We start from the raw sequence: 19,758 nt of genomic DNA, 5'->3' as shown, positions 1-19,758 counted from the left end.
TTAGAGAACTGCTTTCGGGTAGGAACCCAGCACTTTGAGTGCCACTGCTTCCTGACTGATTTTTTCCAGCACACCTTTTACCAGCGGATCGCGGTGGTGGCCGACAAAATCGATGAAGAACACGTAGGTCCATTTGCCGCTGCGCGACGGACGGGTCTCGATACGCGTCAGGTCGATGCCGTTGTCGTGGAACGGCACCAGCAACTCATGAAGTGCACCCGGCTTGTTGCTCATCGAGACGATGATCGAGGTCTTGTCGTCGCCGGTCGGCGGCACTTCCTGGTTACCGATCATGAGGAAGCGCGTGGAGTTATCCGGGCGGTCCTCGATTTTTTCGGCCAGACGGGTCAAGCCGTAGAGGCCGGCCGCCATGTCACCGGCAATCGCCGCCGAGTTCCACTCGCCCTTGACCCGCTTGGCCGCTTCGGCGTTGCTGGACACCGCCACGCGCTCGACATTCGGGTAATGGGCGTCCAGCCACTTGCGGCACTGGGCCAGGGACTGGGCGTGGGAGTAAATGCGGCTGATGCTGTCGGTCTTGGTGTTTTCCCCGACCAACAGGTGATGGTGGATACGCAGTTCGACTTCGCCGCAGATCACCATGTCATGTTCGAGGAAGCTGTCGAGGGTGTGGTTGACCGCGCCTTCGGTGGAGTTTTCCACCGGCACCACGCCAAAGTTCACCGCCCCGGCCGCCACTTCACGGAATACTTCGTCGATCGCCGCCATCGGCTTGCTGATCACCGCGTGACCAAAATGCTTCATGGCCGCCGCTTGGGTGAAGGTACCCTCAGGGCCGAGATAAGCCACTTTCAACGGCTGCTCGAGTGCCAGGCAGGACGACATGATTTCGCGGAACAGCCGCGCCATCTCTTCGTTGCCCAGCGGCCCCTGGTTACGCTCCATGACGCGTTTGAGCACCTGAGCCTCACGCTCAGGACGATAGAACACCGGCACTTCGCCTTCGGCCAGCGAGGCCATCTTTACTCGCGCGACTTCCTGGGCGCAGCGCGCACGCTCACTGATCAGCTCCAGGACCTTTTCGTCCAGGGCATCAATGCGCAGGCGCAGTGCCTTGAGTTCTTGCTCAGACATTAGCCGTGTTCCTTCTCGAACTCTGCCATGTACGAAACCAGCGCATTGACGGCGTTGATGTCGACGGCGTTATAGATGGAGGCGCGCATGCCGCCCACGGAGCGGTGCCCCTTGAGATTCAACAGGCCGCGCTCGTCGGCACCGGCCAGGAATGGCTTGTCCAGACGATCGTCAGCCAGGCGGAACGGCACGTTCATCCACGAGCGGTCCGACTTGTTGATAGGGTTGCTGTACAGGCCGCTGGCATCGATGAAGCTGTACAGCGTGCGCTGCTTGACTTCGTTGAGCTTGCCGATGGCCTCGACGCCGCCCTGCTCTTTCAGCCACTCGAATACCAGGCCGGACAAGTACCAGGCCAGGGTCGGCGGGGTGTTGTACATCGAGCCGTTGTCGGCCGCGACCTTGTAGTTGAGCATGGTCGGGCACAGGGCGCGGGCCTTGCCCAGCAGGTCTTCGCGAACGATGTTGACGACGATACCGCTCGGGCCGATGTTTTTCTGGGCACCGGCGTAGATCATGCCGAAACGCGAAACATCCACCGGGCGCGACAGGATGTCCGAAGACATGTCGGCCACCAGCGGAACGTCACCGGTTTCCGGAATCCACTGAAACTCCAGGCCACCGATGGTTTCGTTCGGCGCGTAGTGAACGTAGGCCGCGTCTTTCGACAGTTTCCACTCGTTCTGACCGGGAATGGCGAAATAGTCGTAGGGCTTGGCGGTGCCGGCAACGTTGACGTGGCCGTAGCGCGAAGCTTCTTCGATGGCTTTCTGCGACCAGATACCGGTGTCGATATAGTCGGCCGAGCCGTTTTCCGGCAGCAGGTTCAGAGGAATCTGCGCGAATTGCTGGCTGGCGCCACCTTGCAGGAACAGCACTTTATAGTTCGAGGGGATATTCAGCAGATCACGCAGATCCTGCTCGGCCTTGGTGGCAATGGACACGAACTCATCACTGCGATGGCTCATTTCCATGACCGACAAACCCTTGCCGTGCCAGTCGAGGAGTTCACCCTGGGCGCGCTGCAGGACAGCTTCGGGAAGCGCCGCAGGACCGGCACAGAAGTTATAGGCTCTCTTGCTCACATCCAATCTCGCTCTGATTTGGGGGTATCACGCAATAAATAATCAGTTGACACAGACCTCATGCAGGAGCGCGCTTACCTGTGGCGAGGGGGCTTGCCCCCGTTCGATTGCGTAGCAATCGTAAACCTGTCACCGCCGCCTCACGCAAGATTGCGGTGACTGGTTTCAGGGGCGCTTCGCACCCCAACGGGGGCAAGCCCCCTCGCCACAAAAGCCCGGCACCCACACAAGGTCGCCATGAGTGTCAAAATTTTCAAAAGGGACAAACAACAAGGGGGCGAATTTTCATCCGCCCCCTGCTTACCCGCTTATTCCTGTGGTTCTTCGTCAGCAGCGGCGTCGAGTTGCTGGTCTTCAACGGCATCGTCGATCACGACGTCACCATCGAACACCGCCCCCTCTTCACCTTCCAGTTCTTCACCTTCGATTTCCGAAGGCTCCTGAACCCGCTCAAGGCCGACCAGGGTTTCATCCTTGGCCAGCTTGATCAGGGTCACGCCCTGGGTGTTACGACCCAGGCTGGACACTTCGTCGACACGAGTACGCACCAGGGTGCCCTGGTCGGAAATCAGCATGATTTCCTCGCCATCGAGCACCTGGACGGCGCCAACCAGGCGACCGTTACGCTCGTTGCTGACCATGGCGATAACGCCCTGACCGCCACGCTTGTACTCAGGGAACTCGGTGATCGCCGTGCGCTTGCCAAAACCACGCTCGGAAGCGGTGAGGATCTGACTGCCTTCTTCCGGGATCAGCATGGAAATCAGCTTCTGGCCTTCCGGCAGACGCATACCGCGCACACCGCGGGCGGTACGGCCCATGGCGCGAACGTCGGATTCCTTGAAGCGAGTGACCTTGCCGCCGTCGGAGAACAGCATCACTTCACGCTCGCCATCGGTAATGGCGGCAGAGATCAGCACGTCGCCTTCGTCCAGCTCCAGCGCGATCAGGCCGACGCTGCGCTGACGGCTGAAGGATTCCAGCGGGGTCTTCTTCACGGTGCCGTTGGCAGTGGCCATGAAGATGTAGTGACCTTCGGTGTATTCCTCGACCGGCAGCATGGTGGTGATGTATTCACCGTCATCCAGCGGCAGCAGGTTGACCAGCGGACGACCACGGGCCGCGCGGGATGCTTCAGGGATTTCGTAAGTCTTCAGCCAGTACACCTTGCCCTTGCTGGAGAACAGCAGCAGCGTGGTGTGGCTGTTGGCAACCAGCAGGTGAGCGATGTAGTCCTCATCCTTGACGCCGGTCGCCGACTTGCCTTTACCGCCACGACGCTGGGCCTGGTACGCAGCCAATGGCTGGGTCTTGGCATAGCCACCGTGGGAGATGGTCACGACGCGCTCTTCTTCCGGGATCATGTCACCCAGGGTCAGGTCGAGACGGGCATCGAGAATCTCGGTGCGACGTACGTCGCCGTACTCGGCACGAATCACTTCCAGCTCTTCGCGGATCACTTCCATCAGGCGCGTGGCGCTGTTGAGGATGCGGATCAACTCGCCGATCTGGTTGAGGATCTCTTGATACTCGGCCAGCAGTTTTTCGTGTTCCAGACCAGTCAGGCGGTGCAGACGCAGTTCCAGAATGGCTTGCGCCTGTTCTGGCGACAGGAAGTACTTGCCGTCGCGCAGGCCGTATTGCGGGTCGAGGTTTTCCGGACGGCACGAATCGGCGCCGGCACGCTCGACCATCGCCACCACAGCCGAGGACTCCCAAGGGGTGCTGACCAGCGCTTCCTTGGCTTCCGACGGCGTTGGCGAGGCCTTGATCAGGGCGATAACCGGGTCGATGTTCGACAGGGCAACCGCTTGACCTTCAAGGATGTGACCGCGCTCACGGGCCTTGCGCAGTTCGAACACGGTACGACGGGTCACCACTTCGCGACGGTGACGGACGAAGGCTTCCAGCAGGTCCTTGAGGTTCAGGATCCGCGGACGGCCGTCGATAAGCGCGACGATGTTGATGCCGAACACCGCTTGCAGCTGGGTCTGGGCGTAGAGGTTGTTGAGGATCACCTCAGGCACTTCGCCACGACGCAGCTCGATCACGACGCGCATACCGTCCTTGTCGGACTCGTCGCGCAGCTCGGTGATGCCTTCGAGCTTCTTCTCTTTTACCAGCTCGGCGATCTTCTCGATCAGACGCGCCTTGTTCAACTGGTAAGGGAGTTCGGTGATGACGATCTGCTGGCGGCCACCGACCTTGTCGATGTCTTCGATCATCGAGCGGGCGCGCATGTAAATGCGGCCACGGCCAGTGCGGTAGGCTTCGATGATGCCGGCGCGACCGTTGATGATCGCAGCGGTCGGGAAGTCCGGACCCGGGATGTATTGCATCAGCTCGTCGACAGTCAGCTCGGGGTTGTCGATGAGCGCCAGGCAACCGTCGATGACTTCACCGAGGTTGTGCGGCGGAATGTTGGTCGCCATGCCCACGGCGATACCGCTGGAGCCGTTGACCAGCAGGTTGGGAATACGGGTCGGCATGACCGCCGGGATCATTTCGGTGCCGTCGTAGTTCGGCACCCAGTCCACGGTTTCTTTGTGCAGGTCGGCCAGCAGCTCGTGCGCCAGCTTGGTCATGCGCACTTCGGTGTATCGCATGGCCGCGGCGTTGTCGCCGTCCACCGAACCGAAGTTGCCCTGGCCGTCTACCAGCAGGTAGCGCAGGGAGAATGGCTGTGCCATCCGAACGATGGTGTCGTACACCGCGGTATCACCGTGCGGGTGATACTTACCGATCACGTCACCGACAACACGGGCAGATTTCTTGTACGGCTTGTTGAAGTCGTTGCCCAGCTCGCTCATCGCGAACAGCACGCGCCGGTGCACGGGCTTCAAGCCATCGCGCGCATCCGGCAGTGCCCGCCCGACAATTACGCTCATCGCGTAGTCGAGGTAGGACTGCTTCAGCTCGTCTTCGATATTGACCGGGAGGATTTCTTTGGCCAGTTCGCCCATGAGAAGCCTGATTCCTTTTTCTGGTGAAACTTCGTCAGGACCAACGAAGCTCGCCGCTGCAGGCTCGGTGCCATGCAGTGGCTTACGACAAATCAACGAGTTATGCCATGGATCTGCGCAGTAAAGGTCACCCCGCAGGGCAACCTTGGAAACCGCCGGATGTTATCACAAGAGCCGCCACGCACCTATCCCCCAGATGCGCATGGAGAGTAGTTAGTTGACCGGTGACAGGCTTGAAGGGGACGAGAGGGGCTTAGAGCTGTGTTGAATGGAGAATTTATGGCCGATTCGGGTTGATTTGTTGGCTTTCAGGGCCTCTTCGCGGGCAAGCCCGCTCCCACAGGTTTTGTGAACCCCCTAAGACACTGTGGGAGCGGGCTTGCCCGCGAAAGCGATTGTGCAGACGCCAACGATAATCAATGCAGACGCTTGCGGCACATCAACTGCGCCATCTTCGCCGTATCCGGGCGTTCGACAATGCCTTTTTCGGTGACGATCGCATCGATCAGGTCCGCCGGCGTCACGTCGAACACCGGGTTGAAGGCATGGACATCGGCCCCGACGCGCTTGCCACCGACCTCGAGCAACTCGCGGCCATCACGCTCTTCAATCGGAATGTCGTCGCCACTGGCCAGGTTCATGTCGATGGTCGAACTCGGCGCCACCACCATGAAGCGCACGCCGTGGTGCATGGCGTTGACGGCCAGCTGATAGGTGCCGATCTTGTTGGCCACATCGCCATTGGCAGTGATCCGGTCAGCGCCGACGATGACCCAGGTAGGGCCTTTGGTCTTCATGATATGCGCGGCGGCGGAGTCGACATTGAGGGTCACGGGAATGCCTTCATTGGCCAGTTCCCATGCGGTCAGCCGCGAACCCTGCAGCCATGGGCGGGTTTCGTCGACATAGACCTGCTCGACCATCCCTTCGATGAATGCAGCGCGAATCACCCCCAGCGCCGTGCCAAAGCCGCCCGTGGCCAGTGCCCCGGTGTTGCAGTGGGTCAGGATCGCCTGGACATTGCCCTGATGCTTGCGGATCAGGTCGACACCCAGTTGCGCCATGGTCAGGTTGGCTTCGCGATCACTTTCGTGAATGGCAATGGCCTCTGCCTCCAGCACCGCCACGGGATCGGCATTGTCTTTCAGGCGATCCAGCCGGTCGTGCATGCGGCCCAGCGCCCAGAACAGGTTGACCGCAGTAGGACGGGAATCGGCCAGCAGCATGAAATCCTCCTCCAGCGCCGCATACCAGTCGCCACCTTCGGCAATCCGGGCACGGGCCGCGAGCACGATGCCATAAGCGGCGCTGATGCCGATGGCCGGCGCGCCACGCACCACCATCGAGCGAATGGCCTCGGCCACACCGGCTGCACTGGTGTAGGCGATCCAGGTTTCCTCGAACGGCAAAATACGCTGATCCAGCAGATGGAGAGCACCATCACGCCAATCGATGGCCTTTACCTTTTCCGCAGCCAACAGTCGATCGCGCATCCCTCACCCCGCACTCATGAACAAAAGCCGCCGATTATAGCGATCCCCCCGCGAAGACGCTCGGGTATACTTCGCCATCCTTTACAAAAGCACTGGAACCGACCCTCGATGCCGAACACTGCCGCTGCGCTCGACCTGTTATTGCTGCCGACCTGGCTGGTACCCGTCGAACCCGCTGGTGTCGTCCTCAAGGAACATGGCGTGGGCATCCGTGATGGACGCATCGTGTTTATCGGCCCACGTTCCGCCGCACTGAAGCTTAACGCAACCGAAATCCGCGAATTGCCCGACATGCTGCTCAGCCCCGGCCTGATCAATGCCCACGGGCACGCGGCGATGACGCTGTTCCGCGGCCTGGCCGATGACCTGCCCTTGATGACCTGGCTGGAAAACCACATCTGGCCCGCCGAAGCCAAGTGGGTCGACGAGGACTTCGTGCGCGACGGTACCGACCTTGCCATCGCCGAGCAAATCAAAGGCGGCATCACCTGTTTCTCTGACATGTACTTCTTCCCGAAGGTTGCCAGCGAGCGCGTGCACAACAGCGGCATTCGCGCGCAGATCGCGATTCCGATCCTCGATTTCCCGATTCCGGGCGCAGCTACGGCGGATGAAGCCATTCGTCAGGGCGTTGAACTGTTTGGCGATCTCAAGCACCACGAGCGCATCAAAATCACCTTCGGCCCCCACGCACCCTACACCGTGGGCGACGAAAACCTGGAAAAAATCCGGGTGATTGCCGAAGAACTTGACGCATCGATCCACATGCACGTGCATGAAACCGCCTTCGAAGTGCAGCAATCGGTCGAGCAGCGCGGTGAACGCCCGCTGGCCCGCCTGGCGCGCCTGGGCTTGCTGGGGCCGCGTTTCCAGGCGGTTCACATGACCCAGATCAGCGATGAAGACCTGGCACTGCTGGTAGAAAGCAACAGCAGTGTGATTCATTGCCCGGAGTCGAACCTGAAGCTGGCCAGTGGCTTCTGCCCGGTCGAGCGCTTGTGGGAAGCCGGGGTCAATGTCGCGGTCGGCACCGATGGCGCCGCGAGCAACAATGACCTGGACCTGCTCGGCGAAACCCGCACCGCTGCCCTGCTGGCCAAGGCTGTCGCCGGCTCGGCGACCGCGCTCGATGCCCATCGCGCCTTGCGCATGGCCACCCTCAACGGTGCCCGTGCGCTGGGCATCGAAGCCGAAACGGGCTCGCTGGAAATCGGCAAGGCCGCGGACATGGTGGCTTTCGACCTCTCCGGCCTGGCCCAGCAACCGGTCTACGACCCGGTTTCCCAGCTTATATACGCCACCGGCCGGGACTGCGTGAAACACCTTTGGGTGGCCGGCAAACAACTGCTCGACGACCGTCGCCTGACGCGCCTGGATGAACAACAGCTTGGCGCTGTCGCGAAGGCCTGGGGCCAGCGCATCAGCGGCCGTACCGAATCGTAAGCACCCCGGAACACATCCGGGGCAACAGGATTTTCCAAGTTTTAGAGGACTTAAACCATGAGCAACGTCGACTACGCCGAAATCGCCAAATTCGAGGCCCTGGCCCATCGCTGGTGGGACCGCGAAAGCGAATTCAAACCGCTGCATGACATCAACCCGCTGCGGGTCAACTGGATTGACGAGCGAGTCAATCTGGCCGGTAAGAAAGTCCTCGACGTCGGTTGCGGCGGCGGCATCCTCAGCGAAGCCATGGCCCAGCGCGGCGCAACCGTGATGGGTATCGACATGGGCGAAGCGCCCCTGGCCGTTGCCCAGTTGCATCAGCTGGAATCGGGCGTCAACGTCGAATATCGGCAGATCACCGCCGAAGCCCTGGCCGAGGAAATGCCCGAGCAGTTCGACGTGGTCACCTGCCTGGAAATGCTTGAGCACGTGCCAGACCCATCGTCGGTCATCCGCGCCTGCTTCCGCATGGTCAAGCCCGGCGGCCAGGTGTTCTTCTCGACCATCAACCGCAACCCCAAGGCGTACCTGTTCGCCATCGTCGGCGCCGAATACATCATGAAGCTGCTGCCGCGCGGCACCCACGACTTCAAGAAATTCATCCGCCCTTCAGAGCTTGGTGCCTGGAGCCGCATGGCCGGCCTGACCGTCAAGGACATCATCGGCCTGACCTACAACCCGCTGACCAAGCACTACAAGCTGGCCGCCGACGTGGACGTCAACTACATGATCCAGACCCTGCGCGAGGAATAAGCCGATGCGAATCAGAGCAGTTCTTTTCGACATGGACGGCACTCTGCTCGACACCGCGCCAGACTTCATTGCGATCTGTCAGGCGATGCGTGCCGACCGCGGCTTGCCACCGATGAACGACAAGCACATCCGCGACGAGATTTCCGGCGGCGCCAGGGCAATGGTCGCCGTGACCTTCGCCATGGATCCGGAATCGCCGGGTTTCGAAGCGTTGCGCCTGGAGTTCCTGGAGCGCTACCTCGTCGGTTGCGCGGTACACAGCAAGCTGTTCGACGGCATGGCCGAGTTGCTCGCCGATATCGAGAAAGCCAACCTGATCTGGGGCGTGGTCACCAACAAGCCACTGCGCTTCGCCGAACCGATCATGCAACAACTGGGGCTGTCCGAGCGTTCGGCGCTGCTGATCTGCCCGGATCACGTGAAGAACAGCAAGCCGGATCCGGAACCGCTGATCCTGGCGTGCAAGATGCTCGACCTGGACCCGGCCAGCGTGCTGTTCGTTGGCGACGACCTGCGCGACATCGAGTCGGGCCGTGATGCCGGCACCAGGACAGCCGCAGTGACCTTCGGCTACATCCACCCTGACGATAACCCGCGTCACTGGGGTGCGGACGTGGTGGTCGATCATCCGCTGGAGTTGCGCAAGGTTTTGGATAGCGCCCTCTGTGGCTGCTGATTAACGTCAAAAGATCGCAGCCTTCGGCAGCTCCTACAGGATGCACGTCGATCCCTGTAGGAGCTGCCGCAGGCTGCGATCTTTTCAGCTCTATTGATGGATTATGTAGAGGTTTTTTATGTTTGATTATTCCGCCCGCCCCGAACTGCTCAAGGATCGGGTCATTCTGGTCACCGGCGCAGGACGCGGCATCGGCGCCGCAGCGGCAAAGACTTACGCAGCCCACGGCGCAACCGTGTTGCTGCTGGGCAAGACCGAAGCCAACCTGACCCAGGTCTACGACGAAATCGAAGCCGCCGGTCATCCACAACCGGCAGTGATCCCGTTCAACCTCGAAACCGCCCTGCCCCATCAGTACGACGAACTGGCGGCGATGATCGAAAACGAATTCGGGCATCTCGACGGCCTGCTGCACAATGCCTCGATCATCGGCCCGCGCACGCCGATCGAGCAGCTTTCCGGCGAAAACTTCATGCGCGTCATGCAAGTCAACGTTAATGCCATGTTCATGCTCACCAGCACATTGCTGCCGCTGCTCAAGCTGTCGCAGGACGCCTCGGTGGTGTTCACTTCCAGCAGCGTCGGCCGCAAGGGGCGTGCGTACTGGGGCGCCTACGGCGTCTCCAAATTCGCCACCGAAGGCCTGATGCAAACTCTGGCTGACGAAGTCGATACCGTGGCCCCGGTGCGCTCCAACAGCATCAACCCGGGCGCTACCCGCACCAGCATGCGCGCCCAGGCCTACCCGGGGGAAAACCCGCTGAACAACCCGACGCCCGAGGAAATCATGCCGGTCTACCTGTACCTGATGGGCCCGGACAGCACCGGCATCAATGGCCAGGCGTTCGACGCCCAATAACGACCGTACGTCGCTTATTCGGTGCCGCGCCGGCTTCCCGCCGCGGCACTCGCAGTCAGGCCAGGCGTCTGTCAAACAACCGTCACACGCTGCGCCATAGAGATAGCTGATGAAATACAACTATTTGATTTAGTAAGAATTTTATTTGTATGAACTGAATGGCACGAGTTTCGCTCTAAGTTTGCTCAGACACGCAAAGTGAAAGCAGACGGGGGTGAAGCATGAGTGCAGAAGTTACTCATCTTCCAGAAAGCAGATTAAACTTGTACGAAATGTCCTACGGGACTGACGGATCAGTACGACGCGCAGCCCTAAGCCGCTCTCACCCTGCTTGTAAGACAGCCTTACTGCTCAGGGGCGCACGCCTAATGAAACCACCTTCCCAGACCAACGCAATTGACTTCGATAGCGCCAAATTGCAGCGCCTGGGCTTTGGTCAGCAGCCGCCTCTTCTGGAACGGCCCGTCAGCCTTGCGCAAATGCGCCAGCAACTGGCCCTGCAACTGCAAACCAGTCTGGAGCCGCAACGCATTCTTGGGACCTTCTATCGCGAGATTCAGCGATTGGTGCCGTTGGACGCCTTGTGTTACCTGCACAAAAGCAGTGATCTGCGCCTGGAGTTCGGCCAGCGCGGCCACCATTCCATCAGTTACAACCTCAGCCACGATGGCGAACACCTGGGTGAACTGATTTTCCGCCGCAATCAGCGTTTCAGCGAACAGGAACAGGGCAATCTCGAATCGCTGCTGGCCGCGCTGCTGTTTCCGATGCGTAACGCGCTGCTTTACCGTACTGCCACCCAAAGCGCACTGCGCGACCCGCTGACGGGCACCGGTAACCGCATCGCCATGGACCAGACCCTGCAGAGGGAAATCGAGCTGTCCCGGCGCCATCTGCAACCGTTATCGGTGTTGATGCTGGACATCGATCATTTCAAGCTGGTCAATGACACCCATGGCCACAGCACTGGCGATCACGTGCTCAAGGCAGTTGCCGCCTCGATCAAAAACCAGCTGCGCAACGTCGACATGGTGTTCCGCTATGGCGGTGAAGAGTTCCTGATACTGCTGTCCAATACCAGCCGCGAAGCCGCGGCCATGGTAGGGGAAAGGCTGCGGTTTGCGGTGCAGTCCGAAGAGTACCTGGCCGAAGGTCATACGATCTTGCTGACAGTCAGCCTCGGCTGTTCGACCCTGTTGCCCGGCGAGTCCGCCGACAGCCTGTTGCGGCGGGCAGACAGTGCGCTATATGTGGCCAAACGCGAAGGGCGTAATCGGCTGGAGATGGCGGGCTAAATTTTTCAGCCACCACATAAACCAATGTGGGAGCGAGCCTGCTCGCGAAAAGGATCTGACCTTCAACAATGATGTTGACTGACAGTCCGCATTCGCGAGCAAGCCCGCTCCCACAGTTTTATTGCGTGATAGCTGGATCAGCCTTCGGCCAATGCCATCCGCTCACGCACGACCGGCGCCCGCTCTGCGTGCTCCAATTGCATGCAACGCTCGAGAAACAGGTACATGTAGTCGTAACTCTTGCAAACGGCCTGGCGCAACTCCACCTGCAGGGATTTGCTCGGGTTGGTGCCCGCCAATGTGCAGATGATTTCCAGGGCTTCCCACGGATGGGCATCGTCGTACTGGGCATGCATCTTCAGCCACTTCATCGCCCGCTTGCGATCCTCCTCGGGGAACGAGGCGGCATAGATACCGTTGGAACAAACGACCGCCGACCATTCACCGGTCGCTCCCTCGATGGCGTAGTTGGTGGCGGCAATCGCAACGATCAGCGAGTCGGCCGAACTGGTGTGCCAGCACCAATGGCTCAACGCGTGAAGCTCCGGTGCAACCTGCTGTGCCTGCAGGTCCTCCAGGCTGACACCGTGCGCGCGACTCCAGTGCACCCAGTAATCGGCGTGGTTCAATTCGACGCGAATATTGCGCATCAGCCAGCGACGGGCCATGTCTTCGCCGGGATGACGAGCGAAGCGGGTCTTGGTCAGGTTTTGTGCCATATACAACGCGAACTGTTCGACCACCGGCCAGCCACCGATCAGGTATTGGCGCATGGTCTTCGCACTGAGTTTGTTGTCTCGCATGCGTTGGTACAGTTCGTGTTCGACAACCCGGCGCTTGCTCTCGCTGCAATCCTGGATCAGGCGCTGGGCCCAGGCAGGGTAACTTGCAGCTTCCATGAGCGGTCCGGTTCGGTTGAATGTGTCGATCACTGTCGAGCTCCTTTTGATTGTGATTGTAAGACCGGCAGGAATTTCAACGGAACGTGCCAGGGGCCTTGAACAACATCGGCTGGGGCCTGGCAGGACGACTCAACAAGCTATCGCTGGTAAACAGATGCGGGCGTTCAATCACATACCCTTGAGCGTAATCCACCCCGATCTCCAGCAATGCCTGCTCGATCTGGGGCGTTTCGACAAACTCGGCAATCGTGCGTTTACCCATGACATGGCCGATGTGATTGATCACCTCGACCATGGCGCGGTTAATCGGGTCGTCCAGCATATCCTTTACGAAACTCCCGTCGATCTTCAAGAAGTCTACAGGCAAATGTTTCAGGTACGCGAATGAGGACATTCCGGCACAAAAGTCGTCCAGTGAAAAATGGCATCCTAAGCCTTTGAGTTCATTAATGAATCTAATGGCACTGCCAAGATTTGAAATAGCACTGGTTTCAGTAATTTCAAAACAAATCATTTCAGGCGGAATCGAATGCGTCACAAACTGTTCACGCAGGAAGTCCAGGAACGCTTCATCCCCGATCGTCGTGCCTGACAGATTGATCGCACACATGGCCAGCGGGCTTTGGCCTTGCTCGGCCCGGCATTGGGCAATGATCTTGAACACGTTCTGCACCACCCAACGATCAAGCGAGCTCATCAGGCCATAACGCTCGGCAGCCGGAATGAAGCTGTCGGGCAAGATCATCCGCCCGGCTTCATCATGCAAACGCAGCAGAATTTCAATATGCCCGCCGTCCCGCTCGACATGACCCAAGGGGACGATTTCCTGGGCGTACAGGCAGAAGCGGTCTTCCTCCAGCGCCATGTGCAAACGTTGCACCCAGGCCATTTCGCCGAAACGCAGGGACAGTTCCGAGTCATCCGGATGATAGACCTGGACCCGGTTGCGGCCCTTTTCCTTGGCCATGTAGCACGCCATGTCAGCAGCACGCAGAGAGACTTCGAGCGTCGTCGGATTCTGCGCGACATGAACCAGCCCGATACTGACAGTGGTGACGAAAGGTCGGCCCTTCCAGACAAAATGCAGATTTTGCACAGTCTGGCGCAGGCTCTCGGCAATTTTCTCCGCCGCTTCCGGTGCGCAGTTTTCCAGCAGGATGCCAAACTCGTCGCCGCCAAGGCGCGCCAGGGTATCGCCTTCGCGCAGCCCCGATTGCAGCAAGGCGCAGATATGCCGCAACAGTTCGTCACCCGCCGCATGGCCGCAGGTATCGTTGACCAGTTTGAACTGATCCAGATCGAGGAACATCAGCGCATGGCGCCCCGAGTAGCGGGTCAGGTTGTGCAGCGCCTGTTCCAGGCGATATTCGAACTCACGGCGATTGGCGAGTCCGGTCAAGGCATCGTGCGTCGCCTGCCATGACAGATTGGCGATGTATTGCCGCTCCTGGGTCATGTCATGCAGCACCAGCACCGTCCCGCTGACTTTGCCGGCATTACGGATGGGCGCGCCCACCAGCGTGACCGACACCGTGCTGCCGTCCAGGCGTTGAATCAGCTTGGAGTGCTCGCTGCCGCCACTGAGCTGGCCGCTGAGAATATGCTCGATAAGGGTGAAGCCATCGGTCTGGGCCTCTTCGTCCAGCAGGTTGAACAGCGCCGCCAGCGGCAAGCCTGTCGCCTGCTCGGCCTTCCAGTGGGTCAATGCCTCGGCCGCCGGATTCATGTAGGCAATCGCACCGGAAACATCCGTGGTGATCACGCCGTCGCCAATCGATTGCAGGGTGATCTGCGCCCGTTCTTTCTCAAGCTGCAGCGCATCGGCGAAGGCATGGCGCTGCTTGAGCAGCTTGTGGGTGCGCATCAGCGCCAGTGCAATCAATCCAAGCGCAGTGGCGAGGTTAGTCAGCAGCAGCAGACGAAGAATGACCCGCGACCCTTCCCCCAGCGCATCACTGAAGGCTTTCGCAGCCGGAGTCACTTCATCATTGATCGCGAAAATCTGCTCCTTCCAGCGCTGGATATCCGCAACAGAGGCAGGCCTGGCATTGATGTGCTGATGCATGTCCCTGGCAACGTCGTCGAGCTTGGCCAGATAGGCATCCCCCACGGTCCACAGGTCGATGGCTTTTTCGAGGTAACTGAAGTGACGAAAGTTGAGGTACAGCCAGATCAGGCTGGAAACGTCGTCCGGGTGGTTGCCCCCCTTGAGAATCGCCACGCGCGCCGCTTCGATGTTCGGCGGATGCTGATCCAGCGCCAAACGCAATTCATGCCCGCCTTGGGGCACGGAAATGGCGTTCTGGTACTTATGAAATGTCCCTTCGTCGCCGCTGTCGGCGTAGAGGTTGAGGTAATAGATGGCATCTTTCTGGCCCTTGGACCAAAGGCTTTCGCCGGCAACATAGCCGCGAACAGCCGACAGCACATAGAGGCTAACGCCGCCCAGCAAGGCTTGAAACAACACAACGGCGATAAATGGCCAGACAATGCCCAACAACCGTGGCGTTCCGAGAGTCCGCGTTTGATTCATGAGGTCCCTTGCATTAGCACTGCTTGCTCGTCTTCCGGACGAAATCGCTAACGCTAGACTAGGTTGCGATTCCGATCCCGGCAAGCGACAAGCTATGCCCGGAGGGTGTATCGCGGCCACTGAATTCGGCCGCGACGATGTTTTTTTATAATATTGATGACATCCGGCTACAACCGCTGCAAGTGACCGTATAGCTTGGCGTACAAACCACCGTCGGCAATCAGTTGCTGATGATCGCCATCTTCTGCGATCTGGCCGCCATCGAACACCAGCACACGATCAGCCTGTTTCACCGCCGAAAGGCGGTGGGCAATGATCAACGTGGTGCGGTTGCTCAGAAACCGCGCCAGGGCCTGGTGCAGGTTGTATTCGGTGGCGGCATCCAGCGCAGAGGTGGCTTCGTCGAGGATCACCACCTTGGGCTCGGCCAGCACCATCCGGGCGATGGCCAGGCGTTGACGCTGTCCGCCGGACAAACGCACGCCGGAGCGCCCGACGACGCTGTCCAGGCCATTGGGCAAATCCCGCACCGTGCCGTGCAATTGGGCGATTTCCAGTGCATGCCAGCAAGCCTCGTCACTGCGCTCACGGCCCATGGTCAGGTTGGCCCGGATAGTGTCGTTGAACAGCGCTGGATGTTGCAGGACCACGGCAACATTTTCCCGCACGGTTTCCAGGCCGATCTCCTGCTGGGTCGAACCGCCAAAGCGAATGGTTCCGGCCGACGGCGTGTACAAGCCCAACAGCAGTTGCACCAGCGTGCTCTTGCCCCCACCACTGGCGCCGACGATCGCGACCTTTTCGCCGGGGGCGATGGACAGGTTCATCTGGTTCAGGACCAGTTCATCGCCATAACCAAAGCTCAACCCTTGTACTTCCAGCCCGACCGTCTCGCGCCCGATGAATGGGTCGACGCCGCCCGGGTATTCAGGCTCATCATCACGCGACAGCAGCTCATTGATCCGCGACAGTGCACCGCCGGCAGCGTAGTAGGCATATTGCAGGTTCAGCAACTGTTCGACCGGACCGATCATGAACCACAGATAGCTGAACACCGCGAGCATCTGGCCGATGGACAGGTCGGAGAACAACACCGTGAGCATGGCCGCTGCGCGGAAAATATCGATGCCGAACTGGAACAACAAACCGCTGGCCCGGTTCGACGCATCGGTTTTCCATTGCGAATTCACCGCATAGTCGCGCACGTCACGGGCGCGTTGCCCCAAGCGACCGAGGAAAAAACCCTGACGGTTACCGGCGCGAACTTCCTGGATGGCATCCAGGGTTTCGGTCAGCGCCTGGGTAAAGCGCGAAGTGCTGTCGTTCTCGAGTTTCTTCAGGTGCTTGACCCGTTTGCCCAACTGCACCGTGGCGTAGATCACCAGCGGGTTGAACAGCAGGATCAGCAATGCCAGCTTCCAGTGCATCCACATCAGAATGCCCGCCGTACCGACCAGGGTCAGCATGGCCACGAGGAAACGGCTGAGGGTTTCGCCGACGAATTTGTCCAGCGTATCCAGGTCGGTGACCAGATGCGTGGTCACCGTGCCGCTGCCCAGGCTTTCGTATTCACCCAGCGAGATACGCTTGAGCCGTTCGATCAGGCGTATGCGAATGCGGTAGACGATGTCCTTGGCCAACCCGGCGAACAATTTCGCCTGCACCACGTTGAACAGCAACGCCGTGCAACGCAGGGTCAAGGTCACCAGCAACATCAGGCCGATGTAGCCCGCCGCTTTTTGCCAGCCTTCGGGCAGCGCATGGTTCATGATCTTCAGCGCGGCGTCACCGTGCCCCAGCAATACCTCGTCCACCAGCAATGGCAGGAGCAGGGGAATCGGCACGCTGCACAAGGTCGCCAGCACGGCCACGCCGTTGGCGATCCACAGGGACTTCTTGTGATGCAGGGCCAGACGACGGATTTCCGCCCAGCTCAGTCGGTCGACACGTTTAGCGGTAGCGACGTCATCGGGCAGGTCATGCACAGGCAGCGCGCTCCAGCCAGCGGCCGAGCAGCGGGGACAGCACACTCAGAGGCTGATAGCCGTTAGTCAGCAATGCCAATTGACCCTTGCGCTCAGCGAGCAATGTAGGAAATCCGGCAATGCCCAGGTCCTGGACCCAGGTGAAATCGGCGGCGGTGGCTGCGTGCATATCAGCCCGATCGAAAGCACCTGCAAACTCGATGCGCGGCAAACCGGCCTGTTCCGCCAACTCGACCAACACGCTGGCCTGGGTGACATCACGGCCTTCGGCATAAAATGCGTGCTGAATCAGCCCGAGCAGTTTCAACGCGCAATCCGGCGCCAGGCTGCGCGCCGTCACCAAGGCCCGGCAGGCAGGTTCGGTATCGTAGACAAAACCGTCGGGCAGCGCGCCTTCGAACTTGAACGGCTGGCCGGTGGCCTCGGTGACCGCCTGCCAATGCTCAAAAATATAGCGTCGGGTGGTCGGCTCCAGCGCCGCACCGCTACCGGTGCGCAAACCACCCACGATCAGATGCACATCCACACCCGCGGCTTGCGCCTGCTCGACCAGCGCGTTGGCCACCGGGGCGAACCCCCAGCACCAGGAACACATCGGATCCATCACATAGAGCAGGCGCGCAGACATGGTTCAGGCCTCGGTGGATGCTTGCTTGTAGTTGTAGCCGATCGGGTGAGGCTGGTTACGAGCCTTGGCCAACTCGATCTGCTTCTGCCGGTCGATGGCACTGCGACGGGTCTTCTCACTCAGCTTATCCCAGCAATGCGGGCAACTGATGCCGGCCACGTAATGCTCGGACGCGCGGTCTTCGATGCTGACCGGTGTGCGACAGGCATGACATTGATCGTAGTCACCTTCGCTCAGGTCGTGACGCACGGTCACGCGGTTGTCGAACACGAAGCAGTCGCCCTGCCACTTGGTTTCTTCCTGCGGCACCTCTTCGAGGTACTTCAGGATACCGCCCTTGAGGTGGTAGACCTCACCGAAGCCCTCGCTGAGCATGTAGCTCGACGCCTTCTCGCAACGGATGCCGCCGGTGCAGAACATCGCGACCTTCTTGTGCACGGCCGGATCGAAGTTGGCTTTGATGTAGTCGGGAAATTCGCGAAAACTGGTGGTTTTCGGGTCGATGGCGCCTTCGAAGGTGCCAATCGAGACTTCGTAATCGTTACGGGTGTCGATCAACAGCACTTCCGGGTCGCTGATCAGCGCGTTCCAGTCTTGCGGGTCGACGTAGGTACCGACCTTTTTGTTCGGGTCCACGCCTTCCACGCCAAGGGTGACGATTTCTTTCTTGAGTTTGACTTTGGTGCGGTAGAACGGCTGTTCGTCGCAGTACGACTCTTTATGGTCGATGTCGTCCATGCGCGGATCGTTCTTGAGCCAGGCCATCAGCCCGTCGATGCCTTCGCGGCTGCCGGACACGGTGCCGTTGATGCCTTCTTCGGCAATCAGCAGGGTGCCTTTGATGCCGTTGTCGATCATCGCTTGCAGCAGGGGCTCGCGCAGGGCGACGTAATCTTCCAGGGTGACGAACTTATACAGTGCCGCCACGACAATCTGTTGTGTCATGGGTAAATCTCCAGGTGGCTACCCTCGTAAGGGGTGAACCGGATGCGAAAAAAAACGCGCCGGGTGAGCGGCGCGTTGGGCATTCTAACAAAAAAGATCGCAGCCTGCGGCAGCTCCTACAGGAGAATGTATCCCCATGCAGGAGCTGCCGCAGGCTGCGATCTTTTGATCTTGATGATCTTAATGTTTGCTGCCACCGGCACAGGTCGGCGAGGCCGGAGCCGCGTCGATCTGCGCCCATTCCCCTGGCGTGTAGGTATGCAGCGCCAACGCATGGAACTCGCCCATCAGCTCGCCGAGCGTGCCGTAGACTTTCTGGTGACGCTTGACCCGATTCAGGCCATCGAACTGCGCGCTGACCACCACGGCCTTGAAATGGGTTTGCAGCCCACGGCTGTGCATGTGGCTCTCATCCAGCACTTGCAGATGCTCGGGCTGAAGCAGGGCCAGCGTCGATTCGATGCGTTGTTGCATAGTCATACCGAACTCCGCTTAAGGCTTTTTCTTGGCGGGTGCAGCCGCGTCTTTCGGGGTCAGCTCGGCCGTCATGTCGGCCAGCAGCTTGTTGACCACCGGCACCGCGCTTTCCAGCTTGGACTGGGTCATCTGGGCCGATTGCTGGGTCAGCTGGGGCATTTTCTCCATGACTTTCTTGCCCAGTGGCGACTGGTAGAACGCAACCAGGTCCTTGAGCTCGGATTCGCTGAAGTTGCTGGTGTACAGCTTGACCATGTCCGGCTTCAGCTTGTTCCAGCCAATGGCCTGGTCCAGAGCGGCGTTAGCCTTGGCCTGGTAGGTTTCCAGTACGGCTTTTTTCGATTCAGGGGCTTTGGTCTGTTCGAAACGCTGGGCAAACATCTGCTGTACTTGCATGTACACCGGGGTGCCCAGTTTGTCAGCGTGCGCCATGGTCAGGAAAGCCTCGGCACTGGCGTTATGGCTGGCGGTGTCGGCGAGAACCTGGCCGCTGGCGCAGACCAAAGCAACGGCGGTACAGATGGCACGAAGACGAGTCATCGAGTTTCCTTTTCTAGCTGGCGAGGTAAGACCCCAAGGGCCTCCATTCTGCGCCTAAAAAAGTGTGTCGCTCAACCCCAAGC

The 19,758-nt window shown here is 59.8% G+C and carries 16 protein-coding genes; 5 read left to right on the top strand and 11 right to left on the bottom strand.

The annotated features are described in order from the left end of the window. The 4 genes from pheA to mtnA form a co-directional block, all read right to left on the bottom strand. Positions 1-1,095, bottom strand: a complete 1,095-nt coding sequence (pheA, locus tag KW841_RS21315) for a prephenate dehydratase (RefSeq protein ID WP_007939916.1) — start codon at positions 1,093-1,095, stop codon at positions 1-3. Continuing rightward, entirely contained in the window at positions 1,095-2,180 is a 1,086-nt protein-coding gene (gene serC / locus KW841_RS21310; protein WP_218479648.1) for a 3-phosphoserine/phosphohydroxythreonine transaminase, read from the bottom strand. Before serC ends, pheA begins: the two co-directional genes overlap by 1 nt. 308 nt (positions 2,181-2,488) lie before the next feature. After that, positions 2,489-5,143, bottom strand: a complete 2,655-nt coding sequence (gene gyrA, locus KW841_RS21305; protein ID WP_218479647.1) for a DNA gyrase subunit A — start codon at positions 5,141-5,143, stop codon at positions 2,489-2,491. A 416-nt stretch (positions 5,144-5,559) separates the two neighbouring features. Next, a complete protein-coding gene (gene mtnA / locus KW841_RS21300) occupies positions 5,560-6,636 on the bottom strand; it encodes an S-methyl-5-thioribose-1-phosphate isomerase (RefSeq protein ID WP_218479646.1) in 1,077 nt (358 codons plus the stop codon). 108 nt (positions 6,637-6,744) lie between these two features. On the opposite strand from mtnA, the gene KW841_RS21295 reads away from it, so the two are divergent. The 5 genes from KW841_RS21295 to KW841_RS21275 all read left to right on the top strand — a co-directional run bounded on the left by KW841_RS21295 (position 6,745) and on the right by KW841_RS21275 (position 11,665). Beyond that, positions 6,745-8,079, top strand: a complete 1,335-nt coding sequence (locus KW841_RS21295; RefSeq protein WP_218479645.1) for a TRZ/ATZ family hydrolase — start codon at positions 6,745-6,747, stop codon at positions 8,077-8,079. A gap of 57 nt (positions 8,080-8,136) precedes the next feature. Beyond that, positions 8,137-8,835, top strand: coding sequence for a bifunctional 2-polyprenyl-6-hydroxyphenol methylase/3-demethylubiquinol 3-O-methyltransferase UbiG (gene ubiG / locus KW841_RS21290; RefSeq protein ID WP_007985381.1), 699 nt, complete (start codon positions 8,137-8,139; stop codon positions 8,833-8,835). A gap of 4 nt (positions 8,836-8,839) precedes the next feature. Further along, complete coding sequence (gene mupP, locus KW841_RS21285) at positions 8,840-9,511, top strand: N-acetylmuramic acid 6-phosphate phosphatase MupP (protein WP_116580021.1); 672 nt, start codon at positions 8,840-8,842, stop codon at positions 9,509-9,511. A 118-nt stretch (positions 9,512-9,629) separates the two neighbouring features. Beyond that, complete coding sequence (locus tag KW841_RS21280) at positions 9,630-10,370, top strand: YciK family oxidoreductase (RefSeq protein WP_218479644.1); 741 nt, start codon at positions 9,630-9,632, stop codon at positions 10,368-10,370. Between the two features lie 368 nt (positions 10,371-10,738). Further along, the gene (locus KW841_RS21275) at positions 10,739-11,665 is read left to right on the top strand and encodes a GGDEF domain-containing protein (RefSeq protein WP_218479643.1); all 927 of its coding nucleotides are present in this window, start codon (positions 10,739-10,741) and stop codon (positions 11,663-11,665) included. A gap of 137 nt (positions 11,666-11,802) precedes the next feature. Here KW841_RS21275 and KW841_RS21270 read toward each other — a convergent pair whose 3' ends face one another. The 7 genes from KW841_RS21270 to KW841_RS21240 all read right to left on the bottom strand — a co-directional run bounded on the left by KW841_RS21270 (position 11,803) and on the right by KW841_RS21240 (position 19,675). Continuing rightward, complete coding sequence (locus KW841_RS21270; RefSeq protein ID WP_256357898.1) at positions 11,803-12,564, bottom strand: TenA family transcriptional regulator; 762 nt, start codon at positions 12,562-12,564, stop codon at positions 11,803-11,805. Positions 12,565-12,640: 76 nt separating this feature from the next. Continuing rightward, on the bottom strand, positions 12,641-15,100 hold the full coding sequence (locus KW841_RS21265) for an EAL domain-containing protein (protein WP_218479642.1): 2,460 nt from the start codon (positions 15,098-15,100) through the stop codon (positions 12,641-12,643). Between the two features lie 167 nt (positions 15,101-15,267). Further along, positions 15,268-17,085, bottom strand: a complete 1,818-nt coding sequence (locus tag KW841_RS21260) for an ABC transporter ATP-binding protein (RefSeq protein ID WP_218479641.1) — start codon at positions 17,083-17,085, stop codon at positions 15,268-15,270. Further along, complete coding sequence (locus KW841_RS21255) at positions 17,078-17,713, bottom strand: DsbA family protein (protein ID WP_104448977.1); 636 nt, start codon at positions 17,711-17,713, stop codon at positions 17,078-17,080. Before KW841_RS21255 ends, KW841_RS21260 begins: the two co-directional genes overlap by 8 nt. Before the next feature lie 3 nt (positions 17,714-17,716). Beyond that, the gene (locus KW841_RS21250) at positions 17,717-18,658 is read right to left on the bottom strand and encodes a rhodanese-related sulfurtransferase (protein WP_007973664.1); all 942 of its coding nucleotides are present in this window, start codon (positions 18,656-18,658) and stop codon (positions 17,717-17,719) included. 180 nt (positions 18,659-18,838) lie between these two features. Beyond that, positions 18,839-19,138, bottom strand: a complete 300-nt coding sequence (locus KW841_RS21245; RefSeq protein WP_218479640.1) for a BolA family transcriptional regulator — start codon at positions 19,136-19,138, stop codon at positions 18,839-18,841. A 12-nt stretch (positions 19,139-19,150) separates the two neighbouring features. Beyond that, positions 19,151-19,675: a DUF2059 domain-containing protein gene (locus KW841_RS21240; protein ID WP_007973670.1), complete on the bottom strand. Its 525-nt coding sequence runs from the start codon at positions 19,673-19,675 to the stop codon at positions 19,151-19,153. Between the last annotated feature and the right edge of the window lie 83 nt (positions 19,676-19,758).

The sequence above is a fragment of the Pseudomonas sp. PDM28 genome (assembly GCF_019219115.1).
GTDB lineage: Bacteria > Pseudomonadota > Gammaproteobacteria > Pseudomonadales > Pseudomonadaceae > Aquipseudomonas > Aquipseudomonas laurylsulfatiphila.
Note: the sequence above shows the minus strand (reverse complement) of the source record. Positions and strands in the feature narration are given on the sequence as shown.